We start from the raw sequence: 18,011 nt of genomic DNA, 5'->3' as shown, positions 1-18,011 counted from the left end.
AAAGTAGCCATCAAGGAGGTGCGACAAATGCACGTTAAAAAAGGCGATAAAGTAAAAGTGATTACAGGTAAAGATAAAGGCAAAGAAGGCGTTATCCTATCTGCATTCCCGAAAAAAGATCGCGTTTTAGTTGAAGGTGTTAACATCGTTAAAAAACACGTTAAGCCTAACCAACTAAATCCACAAGGTGGAATTGTAAGCCAAGAAGCTGCAATTCACGTATCGAACGTAATGTTAATCGATCCGAAAACTGGCGAGCCGACTCGCGTAGGTTACAAAATGGAAGATGGCAAAAAAGTTCGTGTTTCAAAAAAATCAGGTAAAGTAATCGACTAATAGTAATAGAGAGGAGGTATACAAATGAGCCGCCTAAAAGACAAATTTGTAAATGAAGTATCATCTGCTCTAATGAGCAAATTTGAATATACATCAGTAATGCAAGTACCAAAAGTTGAGAAAATCGTTGTTAACATGGGTGTTGGTGACGCTGTTCAAAACTCTAAAGTTCTTGACTCTGCTGTTGAAGAATTAGCTTTAATCACTGGTCAAAAACCAGTTATCACAAAAGCGAAAAAATCAATCGCTGGCTTCCGTCTACGTGAAGGTATGCCAATCGGTGCAAAAGTTACATTACGTGGAGAGCGTATGTATGACTTCTTAGATAAATTAATCGCTGTTTCATTACCACGTGTACGTGACTTCCACGGTGTTTCTAAAAAAGCATTCGACGGTCGCGGTAACTACACTCTTGGTGTGAAGGAACAATTAATTTTCCCAGAAATCGACTATGATAAAGTATCAAAAGTACGCGGTATGGATATCGTTATCGTTACTACTGCGAACTCTGACGAAGAAGCTCGCGAGTTGTTAACACAATTCGGTATGCCATTCCAAAAATAATAAGGGAGGCGAGATCGTGGCAAAAAAATCTATGATCATCAAGCAACAACGCGGTTCTAAATTCAAAGTACAAGAATATACTCGCTGTGAACGCTGTGGCCGTCCACACTCTGTATACCGCAAATTTAAACTTTGCCGTATTTGTTTCCGAGAACTTGCTTACAAGGGACAAATTCCTGGCGTGAAAAAAGCCAGCTGGTAATCCCCTAATATTGGGAAGGAGGTAAATGTAATGACAATGACAGATCCAATCGCTGACATGCTAACTCGCGTACGTAACGCGAACATGGTTCGTCACGAAAAATTAGAGCTTCCAGCTTCTAATATCAAAAAAGAGATCGCTGAAATTTTAAAGCGTGAAGGTTTTGTACGTGATGTAGAGTATGTTGAAGATGACAAACAAGGAATTATCCGTATCTTCTTAAAATACGGTCAAAATAACGAACGTGTTATTACAGGTTTAAAACGTATTTCTAAACCGGGTTTACGCGTTTACGCTAAAACTGAAGAATTACCTAAAGTATTAAACGGTCTAGGGATCGCTTTAGTTTCTACTTCAAACGGTTTATTAACAGATAAAGAAGCTCGCGCTCAAAAAGTTGGCGGCGAAGTTTTAGCATACGTTTGGTAATAAGCAACAAATGAATGGAGGTGCAACATTAAATGTCTCGCGTAGGTAAAAAACCAATCGAGGTACCTGCAGGTGTTACTGTATCAGTAGATGCAAACAACGTAGCAACTGTTAAAGGTCCAAAAGGCGAATTAGTTCGTTCTTTCCACAAAGATATGAAAATCGAACAAGAAGGTAACGTGATTACAATCACTCGTCCTTCTGAATCTAAAGAGCACCGTACTAACCACGGTACAACTCGTGCGTTACTTGCTAACATGGTAACTGGTGTATCTGAAGGATTCTCTAAATCATTAGAATTAATCGGTGTAGGTTACCGTGCTCAATTACAAGGCAAAAAACTAGTACTTAACGTTGGTTATTCTCACCCAGTTGAGTTTACACCAGAAGACGGTGTTGAAGTTGAAGTACCTTCTAACACAAAAGTTATCGTTAAAGGTATTTCAAAAGAAAAAGTTGGTGCTCTTGCATCTAACATCCGTGACGTTCGTCCTCCAGAGCCTTACAAAGGTAAAGGGATCCGTTACGAAGGCGAATACGTTCGTCGTAAAGAAGGTAAAACAGGTAAATAATGCTGCATAAGCATTAGAAAGGAGTGACCTTTTGTGATTACGAAACAAGATAAGAATCAAGTTCGTAAAAAACGTCATGCACGCGTACGTTCAAAAATTTCTGGTACTACACAACGTCCTCGTTTAAACGTGTACCGTTCTAATAAAAACATTTACGCTCAAATCATCGACGATTCTCAAGGCGTAACATTAGTTTCAGCTTCAACAATGGATAAAGGTTTCGAAGGTTCTGCAGGGAACGTAGAAGCTGCATCTAAAATTGGTGAAACTATCGCTAAAAAAGCTGCAGAAAAAAACATCAAAGCTGTTGTATTTGACCGCGGCGGTTACTTATACCACGGACGCGTAAAAGCTTTAGCTGAAGCTGCTCGCGAAAACGGTTTAGAATTTTAATAAGAAGGAGGTACACATTTCATGGGTCACATTATTGACGCAAACAAACTAGAACTTGAAGAACGCGTTGTTACAATCAACCGCGTAGCTAAAGTTGTTAAAGGTGGACGTCGTTTCCGTTTTACTGCATTAGTAGTAGTAGGAGACCGCAATGGCCATGTTGGTTTTGGTACAGGTAAAGCTCAAGAAGTACCTGATGCTATTCGTAAAGCTGTTGAAGATGCGAAGAAAAACCTAGTGGAAGTTCCACGTGTTGGTGGTACTACACCTCATTTAGTAATTGGTAAATTCGGTGCAGGAAACATCATGATCAAACCTGCTGCTCCTGGTACAGGAGTTATCGCTGGTGGTCCAGTGCGTGCTGTATTAGAGTTAGCTGGTATTACGGACATTCTTTCAAAATCTTTAGGTTCAAACACACCAATCAACATGGTACGTGCGACTATTAAAGGTTTAACAGAACTTAAACACGCTGAAGAAGTTGCAAAACTTCGTGGTAAATCAGTAGAAGAGTTATTAGGTTAAGGGAGGGAAATGACTATGGCAAACAAATTAGAAGTTACCCTAACAAAAAGCCTAATTGGCGCTAAACCAGGTCAACGTGCAACTGCACAAGCTCTAGGTTTACGCAAAATGAATCAAACTGTTGAACACAACGATAACGTTGCTGTTCGCGGTGCGATTGCAAAAGTTGCTCACTTAGTAACTGTTATTGAAAAATAATACATTATTCTATATATAAGGAGGTGCCATCTAATAATGAAACTTCATGAGTTACAACCAACTGCTGGTTCACGTAAAGAACGTAACCGTGTAGGTCGTGGTATCGCGACTGGTAACGGTAAAACTTCTGGTCGTGGTCATAAAGGTCAAAAAGCACGTTCTGGCGGCGGCGTTCGTCCGGGCTTTGAAGGTGGTCAAAACCCTTTATTCCGTCGTTTACCAAAACGCGGCTTCACAAACATTAACCGTAAAGAGTTCGCTATCGTGAACCTTGATGCGTTAAACCGTTTTGAAGAAGGTACAGAAGTTACACCAGCTTTACTTATCGAATCTGGTGTTGTAGGCAATGAAAAATCTGGTATCAAAATCCTAGGTAATGGATCACTTGATAAAAAGCTTTCTATTAAAGCCCACAAATTCTCAGCTTCAGCAAAAGAAGCAATCGAAAATGCGGGCGGGAACATTGAGGTGATTTAATGTTTCAGACAATCTCGAGCTTTTTACGTGTGAGAGATATTCGAAATAAAATCATCTTTACACTTTTGATGCTGGTAGTGTTCCGTATTGGAACATTTGTGCCAGTGCCAAATGTGAACGCTGACGTATTAAAGCAAACAGACCAATATAGTCTTGTCGGCTTTTTAAATACATTCGGTGGAGGAGCCTTACAAAACTTCTCAATCTTTGCGATGGGGATTATGCCTTACATTACGGCATCGATCATCGTACAGCTGTTGCAAATGGACGTTGTTAAGAAGTTTACAGAGTGGTCAAAACAAGGTGAGGCAGGACGTAAGAAAAGTGCGCAATTTACTCGTTACTTTGCTATTATTCTTGCATTCATCCAATCAATCGCCATGTCTTACGGTTTCAACCGTATGTACGGTGGGGAATTGATTCAAGGTGAAGGTTTCCTAACTTACTTTACAATTGCTATTGTGTTAACTGCTGGTACAGCATTTCTTTTATGGTTAGGTGAGCAAATTACTGATAAAGGTGTTGGTAATGGTGTTTCAATCATTATCTTCGCAGGTATCGTAGCCGCTTTACCAACAACAGTGAACCAAATTTATGCTCAAGAATTTGAAAATGCTGGTGATCAAATGTTCATCAACATTATCAAAGTCGTACTGATTGCTCTTGCAGCTCTTCTTATTATTGTCGGAATCATTTACTTCCAACAAGCGGATCGTAAAATTCCAATTCAATATGCAAAAGGCACAAGTGCTAATCGTGGAGCACAACAATCTCATTTACCATTGAAAGTTAACGCTGCCGGCGTTATTCCAGTAATCTTTGCGGTTGCGTTCATCGTAACACCTAGAACATTGGCTAGTTTCTTCGGTGATGGGAAAGTAGCTATCTTTATCCAAAACACTTTTGATTATTCAAAACCAGTTGGTATGATTATCTACGTTGCATTGATTGTTGCATTTACGTACTTCTATGCTTTCGTACAAGTGAATCCGGAAAAAGTAGCGGACAACTTGAAAAAACAAGGTGCTTATATCCCGGGTATTCGCCCAGGTAAAAGTACTGAAAGTTATTTAACAAGTGTCTTATATCGCTTAACTTTTGTTGGGGCTATTTATCTGTCAGTTGTGGCAATTTTACCGATTTTATTCGTAAATATCGCTAATCTTCCGCAGTCGGCTCAAATTGGCGGTACAAGTTTAATCATCGTTGTGGGTGTTGCACTCGAAACAATGAAACAACTTGAATCACAGTTAGTAAAACGTCACTACAAAGGTTTTATGAAATAAAAGTTGGTTTTCAGGGGCGTTTTCGTTCCTTTGAACCATCATAATTGAAAGAGGGGGCTCACCGTATGAATATCGTTTTAATGGGTTTGCCTGGTGCTGGTAAAGGTACTCAAGCAGACAAAATTGTTGAGAAGTACGATATCCCTCATATTTCTACAGGCGATATGTTCCGTGCAGCTATTAGTAACGGTACGGAATTAGGCTTACAAGCGAAATCGTTTATGGATAACGGTTCTTTAGTTCCGGATGAAGTAACGATTGGTATCGTTCGCGAGCGCTTAAGCCAACCTGATTGTAACCAAGGATTCCTACTTGATGGTTTCCCACGTACAATTGAGCAAGCTGAAGCACTAGATGCAATTCTAGCTGATTTAGGTAAATCAATTGAACATGTGGTAAATATTGAAGTAGCTAAAGAAGATCTGGTTAAACGTTTAACAGGTCGTCGTATCTGTAAAGTATGTGGTTCATCTTATCATTTAATTTTCAACCCTCCAAAAGAGGAAGGAAAATGTGATAAAGATGGAGGAGAACTTTATCAAAGAGCAGACGATAATCCAGAGACAGTTAATAACCGTCTGGAAGTAAATATTAAGCAATCACAACCATTATTAGATTTCTACGCTGCTAAAAATGTTTTAACAAACATTAATGGCGATCAAGAAATCGGTAAAGTGTTTGCTGATGTAGACGCTCTTTTACAGAGCAGCCGCAACTAATAACCCGTGTCTCGGGCGCATTGATTTTGCTGAGGCAAGGTAGTATGCGGTGGCACAACGGAAAGTTAATTTTCGAGAGCTGCAAAAGCATATTGTGCCCGGTCTATGCACTGAAGAATGGATTGTTTCGTTTAAAGGATACCCTTTTTCCTAGATGCAATCAGTATTCGAACAGGGTATAATGGGTTTCGTGAAAAGTATCTGTTTTTAACAGGTATGCAGGATCTCATCTAGGACATTCCGGGTGATCGTGTTGACATGAAGGGATACAAGGTTCTCCGGGGACATATTATCCTGGGATTATGAGATGCGAAACCTGATGAACGTCTTTCGAACATCCTCATAAACCAAACCATTGTTGATGCGAATTATCTTGTTTAAGATGAAGCTTGCAGCAAATTCCGTTTGAATTTGACGATGAGAACCTGAATTGCATATAGAAGGGAGACAGGCTCGATGGCGAAAGACGATGTAATTGAAATCGAAGGTACAGTTGTTGAAACTTTGCCAAACGCGATGTTTAAGGTAGAATTAGAAAATGGTCATACAGTGCTAGCTCATGTATCTGGCAAAATCCGTATGCACTTTATCCGTATTTTACCTGGAGATAAAGTTACAATTGAATTATCTCCGTATGACTTAACACGCGGTCGTATCACATACCGTTTTAAATAATCTTTTGCACTCCGGACCACTAAGGAGGTTAGGTTAAGATGAAAGTAAGACCATCAGTAAAACCGATCTGCGAAAAATGTAAAGTTATTCGTCGACGCGGTAAAGTAATGGTAATCTGTGAAAATCCTAAACACAAACAAAAACAAGGATAATTCTAAAGGAGGTGCACATCGTACATGGCACGTATTGCTGGTGTTGACATTCCACGCGAAAAACGCGTTGTAATTTCATTAACATACATTTACGGTATCGGTAACACAACTGCTAAACAAGTTCTTGCAGACGCAGGTGTTTCAGAAGATACTCGTGTAAAAGATCTAACTGAAGATCAATTAAACCAAATCCGTGAACAATTAGACAAGTATAAAGTAGAGGGTGACTTACGTCGCGAAATCTCACTTAACATCAAACGTCTAATGGAGATCGCTTCATTCCGCGGTATCCGTCACCGTCGTGGTTTACCAGTTCGTGGACAAAATACGAAGAACAATGCGCGTACGCGTAAAGGTCCTCGTAAAACTGTTGCGAACAAGAAAAAATAATTAAGTAAAGGAGGTTTCTTCTTAACATGGTACGTAAACAACAATCACGTAAACGTCGTGTGAAAAAGAATATCGAATCTGGTATCGCTCACATCCGTTCTACATTTAATAATACAATCGTAACCATCACAGATGTACAAGGTAACGCTATTTCTTGGTCTTCTGCTGGTGCATTAGGTTTCCGTGGATCACGTAAATCTACTCCATTCGCTTCTCAAATGGCTGCTGAAACTGCTGCTAAAACTGCAATGGAACACGGTTTAAAAACATTAGAAGTAACTGTTAAAGGTCCTGGTGCAGGTCGTGAAGCTGCTATTCGTGCACTTCAAGCTGCAGGTTTAGAAGTTACAGCTATTAAAGACGTAACTCCAGTTCCTCATAATGGTTGCCGCCCACCAAAACGTCGTCGCGTATAATTAAGTTTCTTGTCTTGTCGACTAGATTTAATGTACACATATATTTAATATCGTAAAGATTGATTGACATTTGATTTTATGTTGAAATAGATATATATTCGATGTTTTTAAGGAGGGTAAATTGAATGATCGAAATTGAAAAACCAAAGATTGAAACCGTTGAGATCAGTAATGACCTTAAATATGGCAAATTTGTTGTAGAGCCACTTGAACGTGGTTATGGTACTACTTTGGGTAATTCACTACGTCGCATTCTGCTGTCTTCTTTACCAGGCGCTGCTGTAACTTCTATTCAAATTGACGGCGTACTTCACGAGTTCTCTACTATTGAGGGTGTAGTTGAAGATGTTGCTTCAATCATTTTGAATTTAAAGAAACTTGCATTAAAAATTTACTCTGACGAAGAAAAAGTTATTGAAATTGATTTTGCAGGCGAAGGTGTTATCACAGCTGCTGACATCATGCATGACAGTGATGTGGAAGTGTTAAACCCAGATCTATATATCGCAACTGTTGCTAAAAACGGTCATTTGCGCATGCGTATGCACGCACAACGTGGACGTGGATACACTCCAGCTGATCAAAACAAACGCGAGGATCTTCCTATCGGCGTTATCCCGATCGACTCTATTTACACTCCAGTTTCACGCGTCAACTTCACTGTGGAGAATACTCGTGTTGGACAATCGTCTGATTTCGACAAACTTTCACTAGATGTGTGGACAGATGGCAGCATCGGTCCTAAAGAGGCGATTTCGCTCGGAGCAAAAATTTTAACCGAGCATCTAAATATCTTCGTTGGTTTAACTGATGAAGCTAAAACAGCTGAAATCATGGTTGAAAAAGAAGAAGATCAAAAAGAAAAAGTATTAGAGATGACTATCGAAGAGCTTGATCTTTCTGTTCGTTCTTACAACTGCCTAAAACGTGCTGGTATCAATACTGTTCTTGAACTTGCTAACAAGTCTGAGGATGATATGATGAAAGTTCGCAACTTAGGTCGTAAATCACTTGAAGAAGTAAAAGCTAAGTTAGAAGAGCTTGGTTTAGGATTACGAGAAGAAGACTAAGCGATTTTATATAAAAAAATGTATGATCAGTAATTGAACGAAGGAGGGAAACATCCATGGGTTACAGAAAACTTGGACGTACAAGTTCTCAACGTAAAGCGATGTTACGTGATTTAGCAACTGACTTAATCATTAACGAACGTATTCAAACAACTGAAACGCGTGCGAAAGAATTACGCTCGGTTGTAGAAAAAATGATTACTTTAGGTAAACGCGGTGATTTACATGCTCGTCGTCAAGCGGCAGCATACATTCGTCGTGAAGTGGCTACAATCACTGACGCTGAAGGTAATGAATCAACAGTTTTTGCATTACAAAAATTGTTTGATGATGTAGCACCACGCTACGCTGACCGTCAAGGCGGTTATACTCGCATTATGAAAATGGGACCTCGCCGTGGTGACGGTGCGCCTGTAGTTGTGATTGAACTAGTTTAATCATTGCGAAATGCGATGGAGGGTGTACTTGTTCACGCAAATGAACTTTGCACCCTCTTTTTTATAAAAACAAGATTTATACGACAAATTTAAAAGCCGAGCGTTATGATGAGCGGACATAAGTGCTGTCTCGTTTAGCTCTACGCACCCCATTCACTCTAAGGTCTGAGCAACCTTAGAAGGTGAGAATATTCGATTATTGCGCATTTCTCTTGAATGGGGTGCGCGCTTTTTTATTGCATTAATGCACGAGGCTATTTAAAAACTTCCAAGTTGCACGTTTTTTTGAGTTGAATGACAAAAATCTTATAACATAAGTTTTTTCATCTTAACAGTTCGAGAAGGACGTCTTACGGAGGCTTTTAGGTAGCCTCGTTTATTTATACATAGAAAATTCTGTCTAGCATTTAAAGAGAAAACAGTGTAACGTAAAGAGATGAGCAGAGCTTAGTAAACTAGCACGAGGAGATGGTCATATGACGGAGATTTTATCTTTACAAAACATAACATTCACATATGATCTGGAGCAGCCAGAAGTGAAAAATGCTGTAGAAGATGTTTCATTTTCTGTAGAACAAGGCGAATGGATTGCCATTGTTGGTCATAATGGGTCGGGTAAATCGACGATTGCCAAAATCATGAATGGTTTATTGTTTCCGCAAGAAGGAACAGTAGAAATTTTTGGTATGCCAATGAACGAAGAAAATCTATGGTCGATTCGTTCACAACTGGGCATGGTTTTTCAAAATCCAGATAATCAATTTGTTGGAGCAACTGTACAAGATGATGTTGCTTTTGCGTTAGAAAATAATGGGGTGCCATATGAAGATATGGTGAGTCGAGTTGAGCAAGCGTTAGAGCAAGTAAAAATGTCGGGTTTCATGAATCATGAACCACAACATTTATCTGGTGGTCAAAAGCAGCGTGTCGCGATTGCGGGTGCGTTAGCATTAAGACCGAAATTATTAATTTTAGATGAAGCGACTTCGATGTTAGATCCACAAGGGCGACAAGAAGTTTTAGATACAGTTCGTACATTAAGAGAAGAAACCGGTTTGACGGTTTTATCAATTACACATGATTTAGAAGAAGCGATTTTAGCAGACCGTCTTTTATTCATGAATCAAGGTGAGAAGTTTGCAGAAGGAAAACCTTCAGAGATTTTTGCATTGGGTGAGCAGTTGATCGCATTGGGATTAGATTTACCATTCTCAATGAAGATGGCTCATCTATTAATGCAGGAAGGTGTTTCGTTAGAAGGAACACATATGTCGGAGAGAGAGTTGGTGGAAGATCTATGGATATCAAACTTCAAGAAGTAGGTTTTTCATACGCTCAAAATACGCCTTTTGAAAAGCGAGCATTACATGATGTGAATATTGCGATTGAAAATGGCACTTTCCACGCGATTATTGGTCATACAGGATCGGGTAAATCAACGGTTCTACAACATTTAAATGCGCTTTTAAAACCAACTGAAGGGCAAATTCAAATTGGTGAAAAGACGATTGTGGCAGGTAAGAAAGAAAAAGATTTACGTGCTGTACGTCAAAAAGTAGGGATCGTGTTTCAATTTCCTGAACATCAACTGTTTGAAGAAACGGTTTTGAAAGATATTTGTTTTGGTCCGATGAACTTCGGTGTTCCAGAGCAAGAAGCAGAACAGCGCGCACGTCAATTAATTGAAGTAGTCGGCTTGCCACCAGCGATATTAGAAAAGTCACCATTTGATTTGTCGGGTGGTCAAATGCGTCGTGTTGCGATTGCAGGTGTGTTAGCGATGGACCCAGAAGTTATTGTGTTGGATGAGCCAACAGCAGGACTTGATCCTCGTGGTCGCCAAGAAATTATGGAGTTATTCAATCGTCTACACCATGAGAAGAATCTAACGATGATTCTTGTGACACATAGCATGGAAGATGCAGCACGTTATGCAGATGCGATTACAATTATGTATGACGGGGAGAGCGTATTACATGGTACACCGAGAGAAGTATTTAGCGATGCAGAGAAGCTCGCTGCTTATCGTTTGGAAGTGCCACACATTATTCAATTCCAAAAGCAATTAGAGGCGAAAATTGGGCGAAAGTTGAATACGCTATGTCTAACTGAAGAAGAATTAGCAAAAGAGATTGGTCAGCTTGTACGTGAGGAGCGTGATCAATCATGATGGAAAAAATGATTTTCGGACGATTTATTCCAGGGGATTCATTTGTACATAAGATGGACCCGCGTGCAAAATTGATTTTTGTTTTTGCTTTCATCTTTGTTGTATTCGTGGCAAATAACATTCCAGCTTATATTGCACTTGTTGTATTTACTTTCTTTATTGTCTTTGTATCACGTATTCGTTTGTACTTTTTAATTAATGGGTTGAAGCCGGTCTTAATTTTGATGATTTTCACCTTTTTACTCCATGTATTCTTTACAAAAGGTGGCGATTTATTAGTTGAGATTGGTTTTGTGAAGATTTATGAAGAAGGATTGAAACAAGGGATTTTTATTTCGATTCGATTCTTAGTTTTAGTATTTGTTACATCCATCTTAACTTTAACAACATCGCCTATTTCGATTACAGATGGTTTAGAGACATTGCTGAATCCATTAAAGAAAATTAAAGTACCTGTGCATGAATTAGCATTGATGATGTCGATTGCGCTACGTTTTATTCCAACATTAATGGATGAAACAGATAAAATTATGAAAGCACAGATGGCACGAGGTTCAGATGTAACGTCAGGGCCGATTAAAGAGCGTATTAAAGCAGTTGTACCATTATTGATTCCATTGTTCGTTAGTGCATTTAAACGAGCAGAGGACTTAGCTACAGCGATGGAGGTAAGAGGCTATCGTGGTGGTGAAGGAAGAACGCGTTATCGTCAGTTGAAATGGACGGGGCGTGATACAATTGCAATGGTTGTATTTGTAGTATTAGCAGCCATTTTAATTTATTTAAGAATTTATTATTAGGAGACTTGCATAACGATGAAAAGAAGAATGAAAGCTACAATTGCATATGACGGTACAAATTTCGCAGGATATCAGGTTCAGCCTCAACAGCGAACAGTCCAAGAAGAAATTGAGAAAGTACTGACAGCGATGCATAAGAGTGATGAAATCGTGCATGTAGTAGCGAGTGGTCGTACAGATGCTCGTGTACATGCAACTGGTCAAGTACTACACTTTGATACGACTTTATCCATTCCCCTTGATCGTTATGCACACGCATTAAACGTTCAATTACCACGAGATATTCGTGTGTTAGAAATAGAGGGAGTAGCAGATGATTTTCACGCGCGCTATGGTGTGAGTGGAAAACGTTATCGCTATATTTGGTCTTGTGAAAAGATTCAAAATCCATTTCGACGTTTTTATGCAACACCCACCAATGGGGTGAAACCAGATGTGACTTTAATGAAAGAAGCGGCACAGTATATTTTGGGTACACATGACTTTTCTTGTTTTTGTGCAGCAAATACAGGAGTAAAAGATAAAGTACGTACAGTGCATGCAATTAACTTTGAATGGCATGATGAGGAATTGCATATGACCATTGAGGGGAATGGCTTTTTATATAACATGGTGCGCATTATTGCGGGTACATTATGGGAAGTAGGTATTGGTAAAAGAGATGTGAATACATTATCTGCCACCATTGCTTCGATGGACCGTTCGAAAGCCGGTAAAACCGCGCCAGCACAGGGTTTATACCTTGAAAAAGTTCATTATCCACAGTGAAACAACATCACCTGGTGTTTTACTTAAAGCACTTGACTTTCATTGTTTTTTATTATAAGATAACGTATGGTATTTTCATTACCCCACAAGATAAGCCCCGAATCTTAGCTTTTGAGGATAAAGAAAACAATTGGAACAGAACTATAGAACAATTAGTTAGTAGGAGGATACTAAAATGCGTACAACATTCATGGCTAAAGGTCACGAAGTAGAACGTAAATGGTTAGTTGTAGATGCTGAAGGCCAAACTCTTGGTCGCTTAGCTTCAGAAGTAGCTGCTATTTTACGTGGTAAAAACAAACCAACATTCACACCAAACGTTGATACAGGTGATCATGTAATCATCATCAACGCTGAAAAAATCGAGTTAACAGGTAATAAATTACAAGGTAAAATTTACTACCGTCACACGCAATTTGCAGGTGGTTTAAAAACTCGTACTGCTGGCGAAATGAAAGAAAAATACCCAACTCAAATGTTGGAACTAGCAGTAAAAGGCATGCTTCCTAAAAACTCTTTAGGTCGTCAAATGTTCGGTAAACTTCACGTTTACACAGGTGCAGAACACCCACATGCAGCACAAAAACCAGAAGCTTACGAGCTTCGCGGATAATTAATAGAGGAGGATATTCCCTTGGCACAAGTTCAATATATCGGCACAGGTCGTCGTAAAAGCTCTACTGCCCGCGTACGTTTAGTACCAGGCGAAGGTAAAATCGTTATCAACAACCGCGACGTTGAAAACTACGTCCCATTCGCATCTTTACGCGAAGTTATTAAACAACCATTAGTAGCTACAGAAACTCTAGGTAGCTATGATGTTCACGTTAACGTGAACGGTGGTGGATTCACAGGTCAAGCTGGCGCTATTCGCCACGGTATCGCTCGTGCGTTACTAACTGTTGACCCTGATTTCCGTCCAGCTCTTAAATCAGCAGGATTACTTACTCGTGACCCTCGTATGAAAGAACGTAAAAAACCAGGTTTACGCGGCGCTCGTCGTGCACCTCAGTTCTCAAAACGTTAATCATTCGATTTACGATTCAAAAAGTCACTTCACTTTTGTGGAGTGGCTTTTTTGTTTGTATTTTTTTACAGAGATTTGTATTGTGAGAGAAAGGGGGAAATATAGATGTACATTCAAATAGAGAGAGTAATCCTTCGTTTGTTTACAGAAGAAGACTGTGAAGCAGTATATGCTTATACATCCCAAGCAGATGTGATGCACTATATACCAGAAGGTGTTTTTTCAAAAGAGGATGTGAAACGTTTTATTTTAGAAAATAAGGGAGAGAAGGCACGATATTTTCCAATCATCGAGAAGTCATCGAATCAATTAATGGGTCATCTATTTTTTGAGCCTTACTTTGGAACGCATACATATGAAATTGGATGGGTAATGAATCCTTGTTATACAGGTAAGGGATATGCTTCTGAAGCAGCTGCGGCAATGATCAACTATGGGTTCACTGAATTAGGGTTACATCGGATTGTCGCAACATGTCAGCCGGAAAATATCGCATCATGGCGAATTATGGAGAAGATTGGTATGCGAAAAGAAGGATTATTTAAACAGTGTATTCCAACTGCTGATGGTTGGTGGGATGAATTTTATTATGCGATTTTAGCAGATGAATATAAAAAGAGCAGAGCTTTAGAGTAGCAACTGCTCTTTTTTCGTTTATTCAAATACTCGAATACCTTCATCTTGAAGTAATGGCCCAATTAATTTTGGTTTGTTGGTACTATGTGTAGCAAGATCTTCACTACTTAATTGAAACATTGAGCCGATTTTTTCAGCTGCTTGTTTTGCTGGAACACTGTAAACAATGCGTCCAACATTTGCCTAGATAGCCGCACTCATACACATCGGACAAGGTTCACAACTACTATAAAGTGTGTAATCTTGTAAATCTGTCATTCCAGATTGTGCGCAATAGGTATAAATTGCTTCAAGTTCAGCGTGTGCGATGGGGTTCTGATTTCGTTTTACGTAATTTTGTCCTGTAGCGACGATTACGCTATTCTTTACGAGTAGTGCGCCGAATGGTTCGTCCTTTTCTTGTTTTTCCTGTTTGGCTAGTTCAATGGCTTTTCGTAAAAATAGAATATCTTGTTCCATTTAAATTCTCCTAAATTGTTTTTTACTCACTAATGTATCTTTTGGTTGGAATGGTTTTGCAATATTTTTCTCAATAGTTCGTAATATCATCTCAAATGGTTTCCATGCGAGCAGAATAGCGACGACGATTCTTTTCTACATTAAATATAAAACAACTTCGAATGAAAGAGGTTTTTTGACCTATTTTTTTACATAAATGTAATGTAGTAATATGTGGGCAAAATATAAATAGTTTTATAAATGAATATGTTATACTAACAATTGATATTGATTTATATAAATAAGGAGTGTTAGACGTGATCAATGAACAACAAGTTCGTGAATTAGTAGGTGCTTTACATGATCCTTTTCTACATAAAACATTAGCTGAAACAGATGGCATTGTTGAAGTAACAATCAAAGAAGAAAAAGAACATGTGAGTGTTAAAATTGCTGTAGCAAAGACAGGTACACCTGAACAACTTAATCTTCAAATGGAAATTGTAAACGTTTTAAAAGGAGCAGGTGCAAAGTCAGTAGGTATTCGTTTCACTGAGTTAGACGCATCCGTTTTAGAAAAATTCCGTGGACAAGCAACTGCAGCAGAAGCGCAAGGTATGCTTTCACCATTAAATAAAACAAAATTTATCTCAATCGCATCTGGTAAAGGTGGCGTTGGTAAATCAACTGTATCGGTTAACTTAGCAGTAGCACTAGCACGCCAAGGTAAAAAAGTTGGTTTAATTGATGCAGATATTTATGGATTTAGTGTTCCAGATATGATGGGTGTTCAAACGATGCCTGTCATTAAAGAAGATCGCATTTATCCAGTAGAGCGCTTTGGTGTAAAAATGATTTCAATGGGATTCTTTGTTGAAAACAATGCACCAGTTGTATGGCGTGGACCAATGTTAGGTAAAGTATTAGATCAATTCTTCCGCGATGTAGAGTGGGGCGAATTAGATTATCTACTATTAGATTTACCTCCAGGCACAGGCGACGTTGCTTTAGATATTCACCAAATGTTACCAGAGTCATATGAAATCGTTGTAACAACACCACATCCAACAGCAGCATTTGTAGCAGCTCGTGCTGGTGCAATGGCAATTAAAACAGAACACCACATTTTAGGTGTAGTCGAAAACATGTCATGGTTCCAATCAGATGTATCGGGTGAGAAGGAATATGTATTCGGTAAAGGCGGCGGTCCTAAATTAGCAGAGGAATTACGTACAGAGTTACTTGCGCAAATTCCACTAGGCCAACCAGATATCCTTGAAGAAGACTTTGCTCCTTCAGTTTATGCAAAGAATCATTCTACAGGACAATTATATTTAGAGATGGCTCAAAAAGTAATTGATGCTTTAGATAAGTTAGATCAAGAGCAGTAAAATTGCTTGAATAGATGTGTATAGATATTTAGAAATCGCGCTTTGGCGCGATTTTTTCTTTATAATAAAACTCTTTATCGTAGTAGAAAGAACACTTATTTCTTTTCTCTCATGCTATTTCTTTTCCTTTGTTCAACTTTTTTTCGTAAAAGCATTGACTTACATAATAATTGCGCGTATAGTAGTAAAAGTCAGTTCGAACAAGTCACTTTAACTTGTGAAAAACTTTCTTTAAAAAAGTTGTTGACTTATAAATAACAAACATTTATAATATTAAGAGTCGCTAACAAAGACGCTTTAAATAACTAAAAAACATTTTTAAAAAGTTGTTGACAACTTGAATGAAGATGTGGTAAGATATTTTAAGTTGTCACAAGAAAACAACGAAACAACATGAACCTTGAAAACTAAACAAGCAAGAAGATAATCACAAACAAGTCTTATCACATTAAGTGAATAAGCAATTGTTATCAAAAAAGATAACGCTAGCAAAGCAAATGAGCTTTCAAACTACTTTTATGGAGAGTTTGATCCTGGCTCAGGACGAACGCTGGCGGCGTGCCTAATACATGCAAGTCGAGCGAATGACGAGAAGCTTGCTTCTCTGATTTAGCGGCGGACGGGTGAGTAACACGTGGGCAACCTGCCCTACAGATCGGGATAACTCAGGGAAACCTGGGCTAATACCGGATAATCCTTCGAATCACATGTTTTGAAGTTGAAAGGCGCTTCGGCGTCACTGTAGGATGGGCCCGCGGTGCATTAGCTAGTTGGTGGGGTAACGGCCTACCAAGGCAACGATGCATAGCCGACCTGAGAGGGTGATCGGCCACATTGGGACTGAGACACGGCCCAAACTCCTACGGGAGGCAGCAGTAGGGAATCTTCCACAATGGACGAAAGTCTGATGGAGCAACGCCGCGTGAGTGATGAAGGTTTTCGGATCGTAAAACTCTGTTGTAAGGGAAGAACAAGTACGTTAGGAAATGAACGTACCTTGACGGTACCTTATTAGAAAGCCACGGCTAACTACGTGCCAGCAGCCGCGGTAATACGTAGGTGGCAAGCGTTGTCCGGATTTATTGGGCGTAAAGCGCGCGCAGGTGGTTTCTTAAGTCTGATGTGAAAGCCCACGGCTCAACCGTGGAGGGTCATTGGAAACTGGGGAACTTGAGTGCAGAAGAGGATAGTGGAATTCCAAGTGTAGCGGTGAAATGCGTAGAGATTTGGAGGAACACCAGTGGCGAAGGCGACTGTCTGGTCTGTAACTGACACTGAGGCGCGAAAGCGTGGGGAGCAAACAGGATTAGATACCCTGGTAGTCCACGCCGTAAACGATGAGTGCTAAGTGTTAGGGGGTTTCCGCCCCTTAGTGCTGCAGCTAACGCATTAAGCACTCCGCCTGGGGAGTACGACCGCAAGGTTGAAACTCAAAGGAATTGACGGGGGCCCGCACAAGCGGTGGAGCATGTGGTTTAATTCGAAGCAACGCGAAGAACCTTACCAGGTCTTGACATCCCAATGACCGTTCTAGAGATAGGATTTTCCCTTCGGGGACATTGGTGACAGGTGGTGCATGGTTGTCGTCAGCTCGTGTCGTGAGATGTTGGGTTAAGTCCCGCAACGAGCGCAACCCTTATTCTTAGTTGCCATCATTTAGTTGGGCACTCTAAGGAGACTGCCGGTGACAAACCGGAGGAAGGTGGGGATGACGTCAAATCATCATGCCCCTTATGACCTGGGCTACACACGTGCTACAATGGACGATACAAAGAGTCGCAAACTCGCGAGGGTAAGCTAATCTCATAAAATCGTTCTCAGTTCGGATTGTAGGCTGCAACTCGCCTGCATGAAGCCGGAATCGCTAGTAATCGCGGATCAGCATGCCGCGGTGAATACGTTCCCGGGCCTTGTACACACCGCCCGTCACACCACGAGAG

26 protein-coding genes and 1 rRNA gene (1 of these 27 only partly in view) are annotated in these 18,011 nt (G+C 39.8%); 26 read left to right on the top strand and 1 reads right to left on the bottom strand.

Going from position 1 to position 18,011, the window contains the following annotated elements:
• The first annotated feature begins 27 nt into the window (after window positions 1–27).
• The 24 genes from rplX to QN089_RS14725 all read left to right on the top strand — a co-directional run bounded on the left by rplX (window position 28) and on the right by QN089_RS14725 (window position 14,242).
• Window positions 28–336, top strand: a complete 309-nt coding sequence (gene rplX / locus QN089_RS14840; RefSeq protein ID WP_068450144.1) for a 50S ribosomal protein L24 — start codon at window positions 28–30, stop codon at window positions 334–336.
• 24 nt (window positions 337–360) lie between these two features.
• Window positions 361–900 (top strand): 50S ribosomal protein L5, encoded by a 540-nt coding sequence (gene rplE, locus QN089_RS14835; protein WP_068450146.1) that lies wholly within the window; start codon window positions 361–363, stop codon window positions 898–900.
• Window positions 901–916: 16 nt separating this feature from the next.
• Window positions 917–1,102 (top strand): type Z 30S ribosomal protein S14, encoded by a 186-nt coding sequence (locus tag QN089_RS14830; RefSeq protein ID WP_068450148.1) that lies wholly within the window; start codon window positions 917–919, stop codon window positions 1,100–1,102.
• A gap of 30 nt (window positions 1,103–1,132) precedes the next feature.
• Window positions 1,133–1,531 carry a 30S ribosomal protein S8 gene (gene rpsH, locus QN089_RS14825; RefSeq protein WP_068450150.1) on the top strand — a complete coding sequence of 133 codons (399 nt, stop codon included), beginning with the start codon at window positions 1,133–1,135 and terminating at the stop codon, window positions 1,529–1,531.
• 32 nt (window positions 1,532–1,563) lie between these two features.
• Window positions 1,564–2,103 carry a 50S ribosomal protein L6 gene (gene rplF / locus QN089_RS14820; protein ID WP_068450152.1) on the top strand — a complete coding sequence of 180 codons (540 nt, stop codon included), beginning with the start codon at window positions 1,564–1,566 and terminating at the stop codon, window positions 2,101–2,103.
• A gap of 33 nt (window positions 2,104–2,136) precedes the next feature.
• Window positions 2,137–2,496: a 50S ribosomal protein L18 gene (rplR, locus tag QN089_RS14815; protein ID WP_068450154.1), complete on the top strand. Its 360-nt coding sequence runs from the start codon at window positions 2,137–2,139 to the stop codon at window positions 2,494–2,496.
• A 21-nt stretch (window positions 2,497–2,517) separates the two neighbouring features.
• A complete protein-coding gene (gene rpsE, locus QN089_RS14810) occupies window positions 2,518–3,021 on the top strand; it encodes a 30S ribosomal protein S5 (RefSeq protein ID WP_068450156.1) in 504 nt (167 codons plus the stop codon).
• Between the two features lie 15 nt (window positions 3,022–3,036).
• Window positions 3,037–3,219 carry a 50S ribosomal protein L30 gene (rpmD, locus tag QN089_RS14805; RefSeq protein WP_068450158.1) on the top strand — a complete coding sequence of 61 codons (183 nt, stop codon included), beginning with the start codon at window positions 3,037–3,039 and terminating at the stop codon, window positions 3,217–3,219.
• A 36-nt stretch (window positions 3,220–3,255) separates the two neighbouring features.
• Window positions 3,256–3,696 carry a 50S ribosomal protein L15 gene (gene rplO, locus QN089_RS14800; protein ID WP_068450160.1) on the top strand — a complete coding sequence of 147 codons (441 nt, stop codon included), beginning with the start codon at window positions 3,256–3,258 and terminating at the stop codon, window positions 3,694–3,696.
• Window positions 3,696–4,982 (top strand): preprotein translocase subunit SecY, encoded by a 1,287-nt coding sequence (gene secY, locus QN089_RS14795; protein WP_068450162.1) that lies wholly within the window; start codon window positions 3,696–3,698, stop codon window positions 4,980–4,982. The genes rplO and secY overlap by 1 nt, the downstream gene beginning before the upstream one ends.
• A gap of 65 nt (window positions 4,983–5,047) precedes the next feature.
• A complete protein-coding gene (locus QN089_RS14790) occupies window positions 5,048–5,701 on the top strand; it encodes an adenylate kinase (protein WP_068450164.1) in 654 nt (217 codons plus the stop codon).
• A 456-nt stretch (window positions 5,702–6,157) separates the two neighbouring features.
• Window positions 6,158–6,376 (top strand): translation initiation factor IF-1, encoded by a 219-nt coding sequence (gene infA / locus QN089_RS14785; protein ID WP_038179110.1) that lies wholly within the window; start codon window positions 6,158–6,160, stop codon window positions 6,374–6,376.
• Between the two features lie 38 nt (window positions 6,377–6,414).
• Complete coding sequence (gene rpmJ, locus QN089_RS14780) at window positions 6,415–6,528, top strand: 50S ribosomal protein L36 (RefSeq protein ID WP_000868344.1); 114 nt, start codon at window positions 6,415–6,417, stop codon at window positions 6,526–6,528.
• A 24-nt stretch (window positions 6,529–6,552) separates the two neighbouring features.
• Complete coding sequence (rpsM, locus tag QN089_RS14775; protein WP_068450165.1) at window positions 6,553–6,918, top strand: 30S ribosomal protein S13; 366 nt, start codon at window positions 6,553–6,555, stop codon at window positions 6,916–6,918.
• Between the two features lie 26 nt (window positions 6,919–6,944).
• Entirely contained in the window at window positions 6,945–7,334 is a 390-nt protein-coding gene (gene rpsK / locus QN089_RS14770; protein ID WP_068450167.1) for a 30S ribosomal protein S11, read from the top strand.
• Window positions 7,335–7,459: 125 nt separating this feature from the next.
• Entirely contained in the window at window positions 7,460–8,404 is a 945-nt protein-coding gene (locus tag QN089_RS14765; RefSeq protein WP_068450169.1) for a DNA-directed RNA polymerase subunit alpha, read from the top strand.
• 56 nt (window positions 8,405–8,460) lie between these two features.
• The gene (gene rplQ / locus QN089_RS14760; RefSeq protein WP_068450171.1) at window positions 8,461–8,841 is read left to right on the top strand and encodes a 50S ribosomal protein L17; all 381 of its coding nucleotides are present in this window, start codon (window positions 8,461–8,463) and stop codon (window positions 8,839–8,841) included.
• A gap of 476 nt (window positions 8,842–9,317) precedes the next feature.
• Window positions 9,318–10,163 (top strand): energy-coupling factor ABC transporter ATP-binding protein, encoded by an 846-nt coding sequence (locus tag QN089_RS14755; RefSeq protein WP_068450173.1) that lies wholly within the window; start codon window positions 9,318–9,320, stop codon window positions 10,161–10,163.
• Window positions 10,139–11,011 carry an energy-coupling factor ABC transporter ATP-binding protein gene (locus tag QN089_RS14750; RefSeq protein ID WP_121176048.1) on the top strand — a complete coding sequence of 291 codons (873 nt, stop codon included), beginning with the start codon at window positions 10,139–10,141 and terminating at the stop codon, window positions 11,009–11,011. The genes QN089_RS14755 and QN089_RS14750 overlap by 25 nt, the downstream gene beginning before the upstream one ends.
• A complete protein-coding gene (locus QN089_RS14745) occupies window positions 11,008–11,811 on the top strand; it encodes an energy-coupling factor transporter transmembrane component T family protein (RefSeq protein ID WP_068450177.1) in 804 nt (267 codons plus the stop codon). Before QN089_RS14750 ends, QN089_RS14745 begins: the two co-directional genes overlap by 4 nt.
• A gap of 15 nt (window positions 11,812–11,826) precedes the next feature.
• The gene (truA, locus tag QN089_RS14740) at window positions 11,827–12,579 is read left to right on the top strand and encodes a tRNA pseudouridine(38-40) synthase TruA (RefSeq protein WP_285215620.1); all 753 of its coding nucleotides are present in this window, start codon (window positions 11,827–11,829) and stop codon (window positions 12,577–12,579) included.
• Between the two features lie 175 nt (window positions 12,580–12,754).
• Window positions 12,755–13,192, top strand: coding sequence for a 50S ribosomal protein L13 (gene rplM, locus QN089_RS14735; protein WP_068450181.1), 438 nt, complete (start codon window positions 12,755–12,757; stop codon window positions 13,190–13,192).
• A 21-nt stretch (window positions 13,193–13,213) separates the two neighbouring features.
• A complete protein-coding gene (rpsI, locus tag QN089_RS14730) occupies window positions 13,214–13,606 on the top strand; it encodes a 30S ribosomal protein S9 (RefSeq protein ID WP_068450183.1) in 393 nt (130 codons plus the stop codon).
• Window positions 13,607–13,711: 105 nt separating this feature from the next.
• Window positions 13,712–14,242, top strand: a complete 531-nt coding sequence (locus QN089_RS14725; protein WP_285215619.1) for a GNAT family N-acetyltransferase — start codon at window positions 13,712–13,714, stop codon at window positions 14,240–14,242.
• 183 nt (window positions 14,243–14,425) lie between these two features.
• Here the strand turns inward: QN089_RS14725 and QN089_RS14720 are convergent, their stop codons facing one another.
• Complete coding sequence (locus tag QN089_RS14720) at window positions 14,426–14,701, bottom strand: nucleoside deaminase (protein ID WP_285215618.1); 276 nt, start codon at window positions 14,699–14,701, stop codon at window positions 14,426–14,428.
• 296 nt (window positions 14,702–14,997) lie between these two features.
• Between QN089_RS14720 and QN089_RS14715 the strand changes: the two genes are divergently transcribed.
• On the top strand, window positions 14,998–16,071 hold the full coding sequence (locus QN089_RS14715; protein WP_156422313.1) for a P-loop NTPase: 1,074 nt from the start codon (window positions 14,998–15,000) through the stop codon (window positions 16,069–16,071).
• A 515-nt stretch (window positions 16,072–16,586) separates the two neighbouring features.
• Window positions 16,587–18,011 (top strand): 16S ribosomal RNA (locus QN089_RS14710); it runs 123 nt beyond the window's last position.

This window comes from Kurthia sp. YJT4 (assembly GCF_030219945.1).
GTDB lineage: Bacteria > Bacillota > Bacilli > Bacillales_A > Planococcaceae > Kurthia > Kurthia gibsonii.
The sequence above is the reverse complement of the archived record's forward strand: the minus strand, read 5'-3'. Positions and strand labels throughout refer to the sequence as shown.

Bases quoted from the DNA above. Each gene is read 5' to 3' on its own strand.
- rpsE (WP_068450156.1), top strand. From the start codon at position 2,518: ATGGGTCACATTATTGACGCAAACAAACTAGAACTTGAAGAACGCGTT.
- QN089_RS14750 (WP_121176048.1), top strand. From the start codon at position 10,139: ATGGATATCAAACTTCAAGAAGTAGGTTTTTCATACGCTCAAAATACG.
- QN089_RS14720 (WP_285215618.1), bottom strand. From the start codon at position 14,701: ATGGAACAAGATATTCTATTTTTACGAAAAGCCATTGAACTAGCCAAA.
- rplM (WP_068450181.1), top strand. From the start codon at position 12,755: ATGCGTACAACATTCATGGCTAAAGGTCACGAAGTAGAACGTAAATGG.
- rpsH (WP_068450150.1), top strand. From the start codon at position 1,133: ATGACAATGACAGATCCAATCGCTGACATGCTAACTCGCGTACGTAAC.
- rpsK (WP_068450167.1), top strand. From the start codon at position 6,945: ATGGTACGTAAACAACAATCACGTAAACGTCGTGTGAAAAAGAATATC.
- rpmJ (WP_000868344.1), top strand. From the start codon at position 6,415: ATGAAAGTAAGACCATCAGTAAAACCGATCTGCGAAAAATGTAAAGTT.
- truA (WP_285215620.1), top strand. From the start codon at position 11,827: ATGAAAAGAAGAATGAAAGCTACAATTGCATATGACGGTACAAATTTC.
- QN089_RS14725 (WP_285215619.1), top strand. From the start codon at position 13,712: ATGTACATTCAAATAGAGAGAGTAATCCTTCGTTTGTTTACAGAAGAA.
- rplE (WP_068450146.1), top strand. From the start codon at position 361: ATGAGCCGCCTAAAAGACAAATTTGTAAATGAAGTATCATCTGCTCTA.
- QN089_RS14790 (WP_068450164.1), top strand. From the start codon at position 5,048: ATGAATATCGTTTTAATGGGTTTGCCTGGTGCTGGTAAAGGTACTCAA.
- infA (WP_038179110.1), top strand. From the start codon at position 6,158: ATGGCGAAAGACGATGTAATTGAAATCGAAGGTACAGTTGTTGAAACT.
- rplX (WP_068450144.1), top strand. From the start codon at position 28: ATGCACGTTAAAAAAGGCGATAAAGTAAAAGTGATTACAGGTAAAGAT.
- rpmD (WP_068450158.1), top strand. From the start codon at position 3,037: ATGGCAAACAAATTAGAAGTTACCCTAACAAAAAGCCTAATTGGCGCT.
- rpsM (WP_068450165.1), top strand. From the start codon at position 6,553: ATGGCACGTATTGCTGGTGTTGACATTCCACGCGAAAAACGCGTTGTA.
- rplQ (WP_068450171.1), top strand. From the start codon at position 8,461: ATGGGTTACAGAAAACTTGGACGTACAAGTTCTCAACGTAAAGCGATG.
- rplO (WP_068450160.1), top strand. From the start codon at position 3,256: ATGAAACTTCATGAGTTACAACCAACTGCTGGTTCACGTAAAGAACGT.
- QN089_RS14765 (WP_068450169.1), top strand. From the start codon at position 7,460: ATGATCGAAATTGAAAAACCAAAGATTGAAACCGTTGAGATCAGTAAT.
- QN089_RS14755 (WP_068450173.1), top strand. From the start codon at position 9,318: ATGACGGAGATTTTATCTTTACAAAACATAACATTCACATATGATCTG.
- QN089_RS14745 (WP_068450177.1), top strand. From the start codon at position 11,008: ATGATGGAAAAAATGATTTTCGGACGATTTATTCCAGGGGATTCATTT.
- secY (WP_068450162.1), top strand. From the start codon at position 3,696: ATGTTTCAGACAATCTCGAGCTTTTTACGTGTGAGAGATATTCGAAAT.
- rplF (WP_068450152.1), top strand. From the start codon at position 1,564: ATGTCTCGCGTAGGTAAAAAACCAATCGAGGTACCTGCAGGTGTTACT.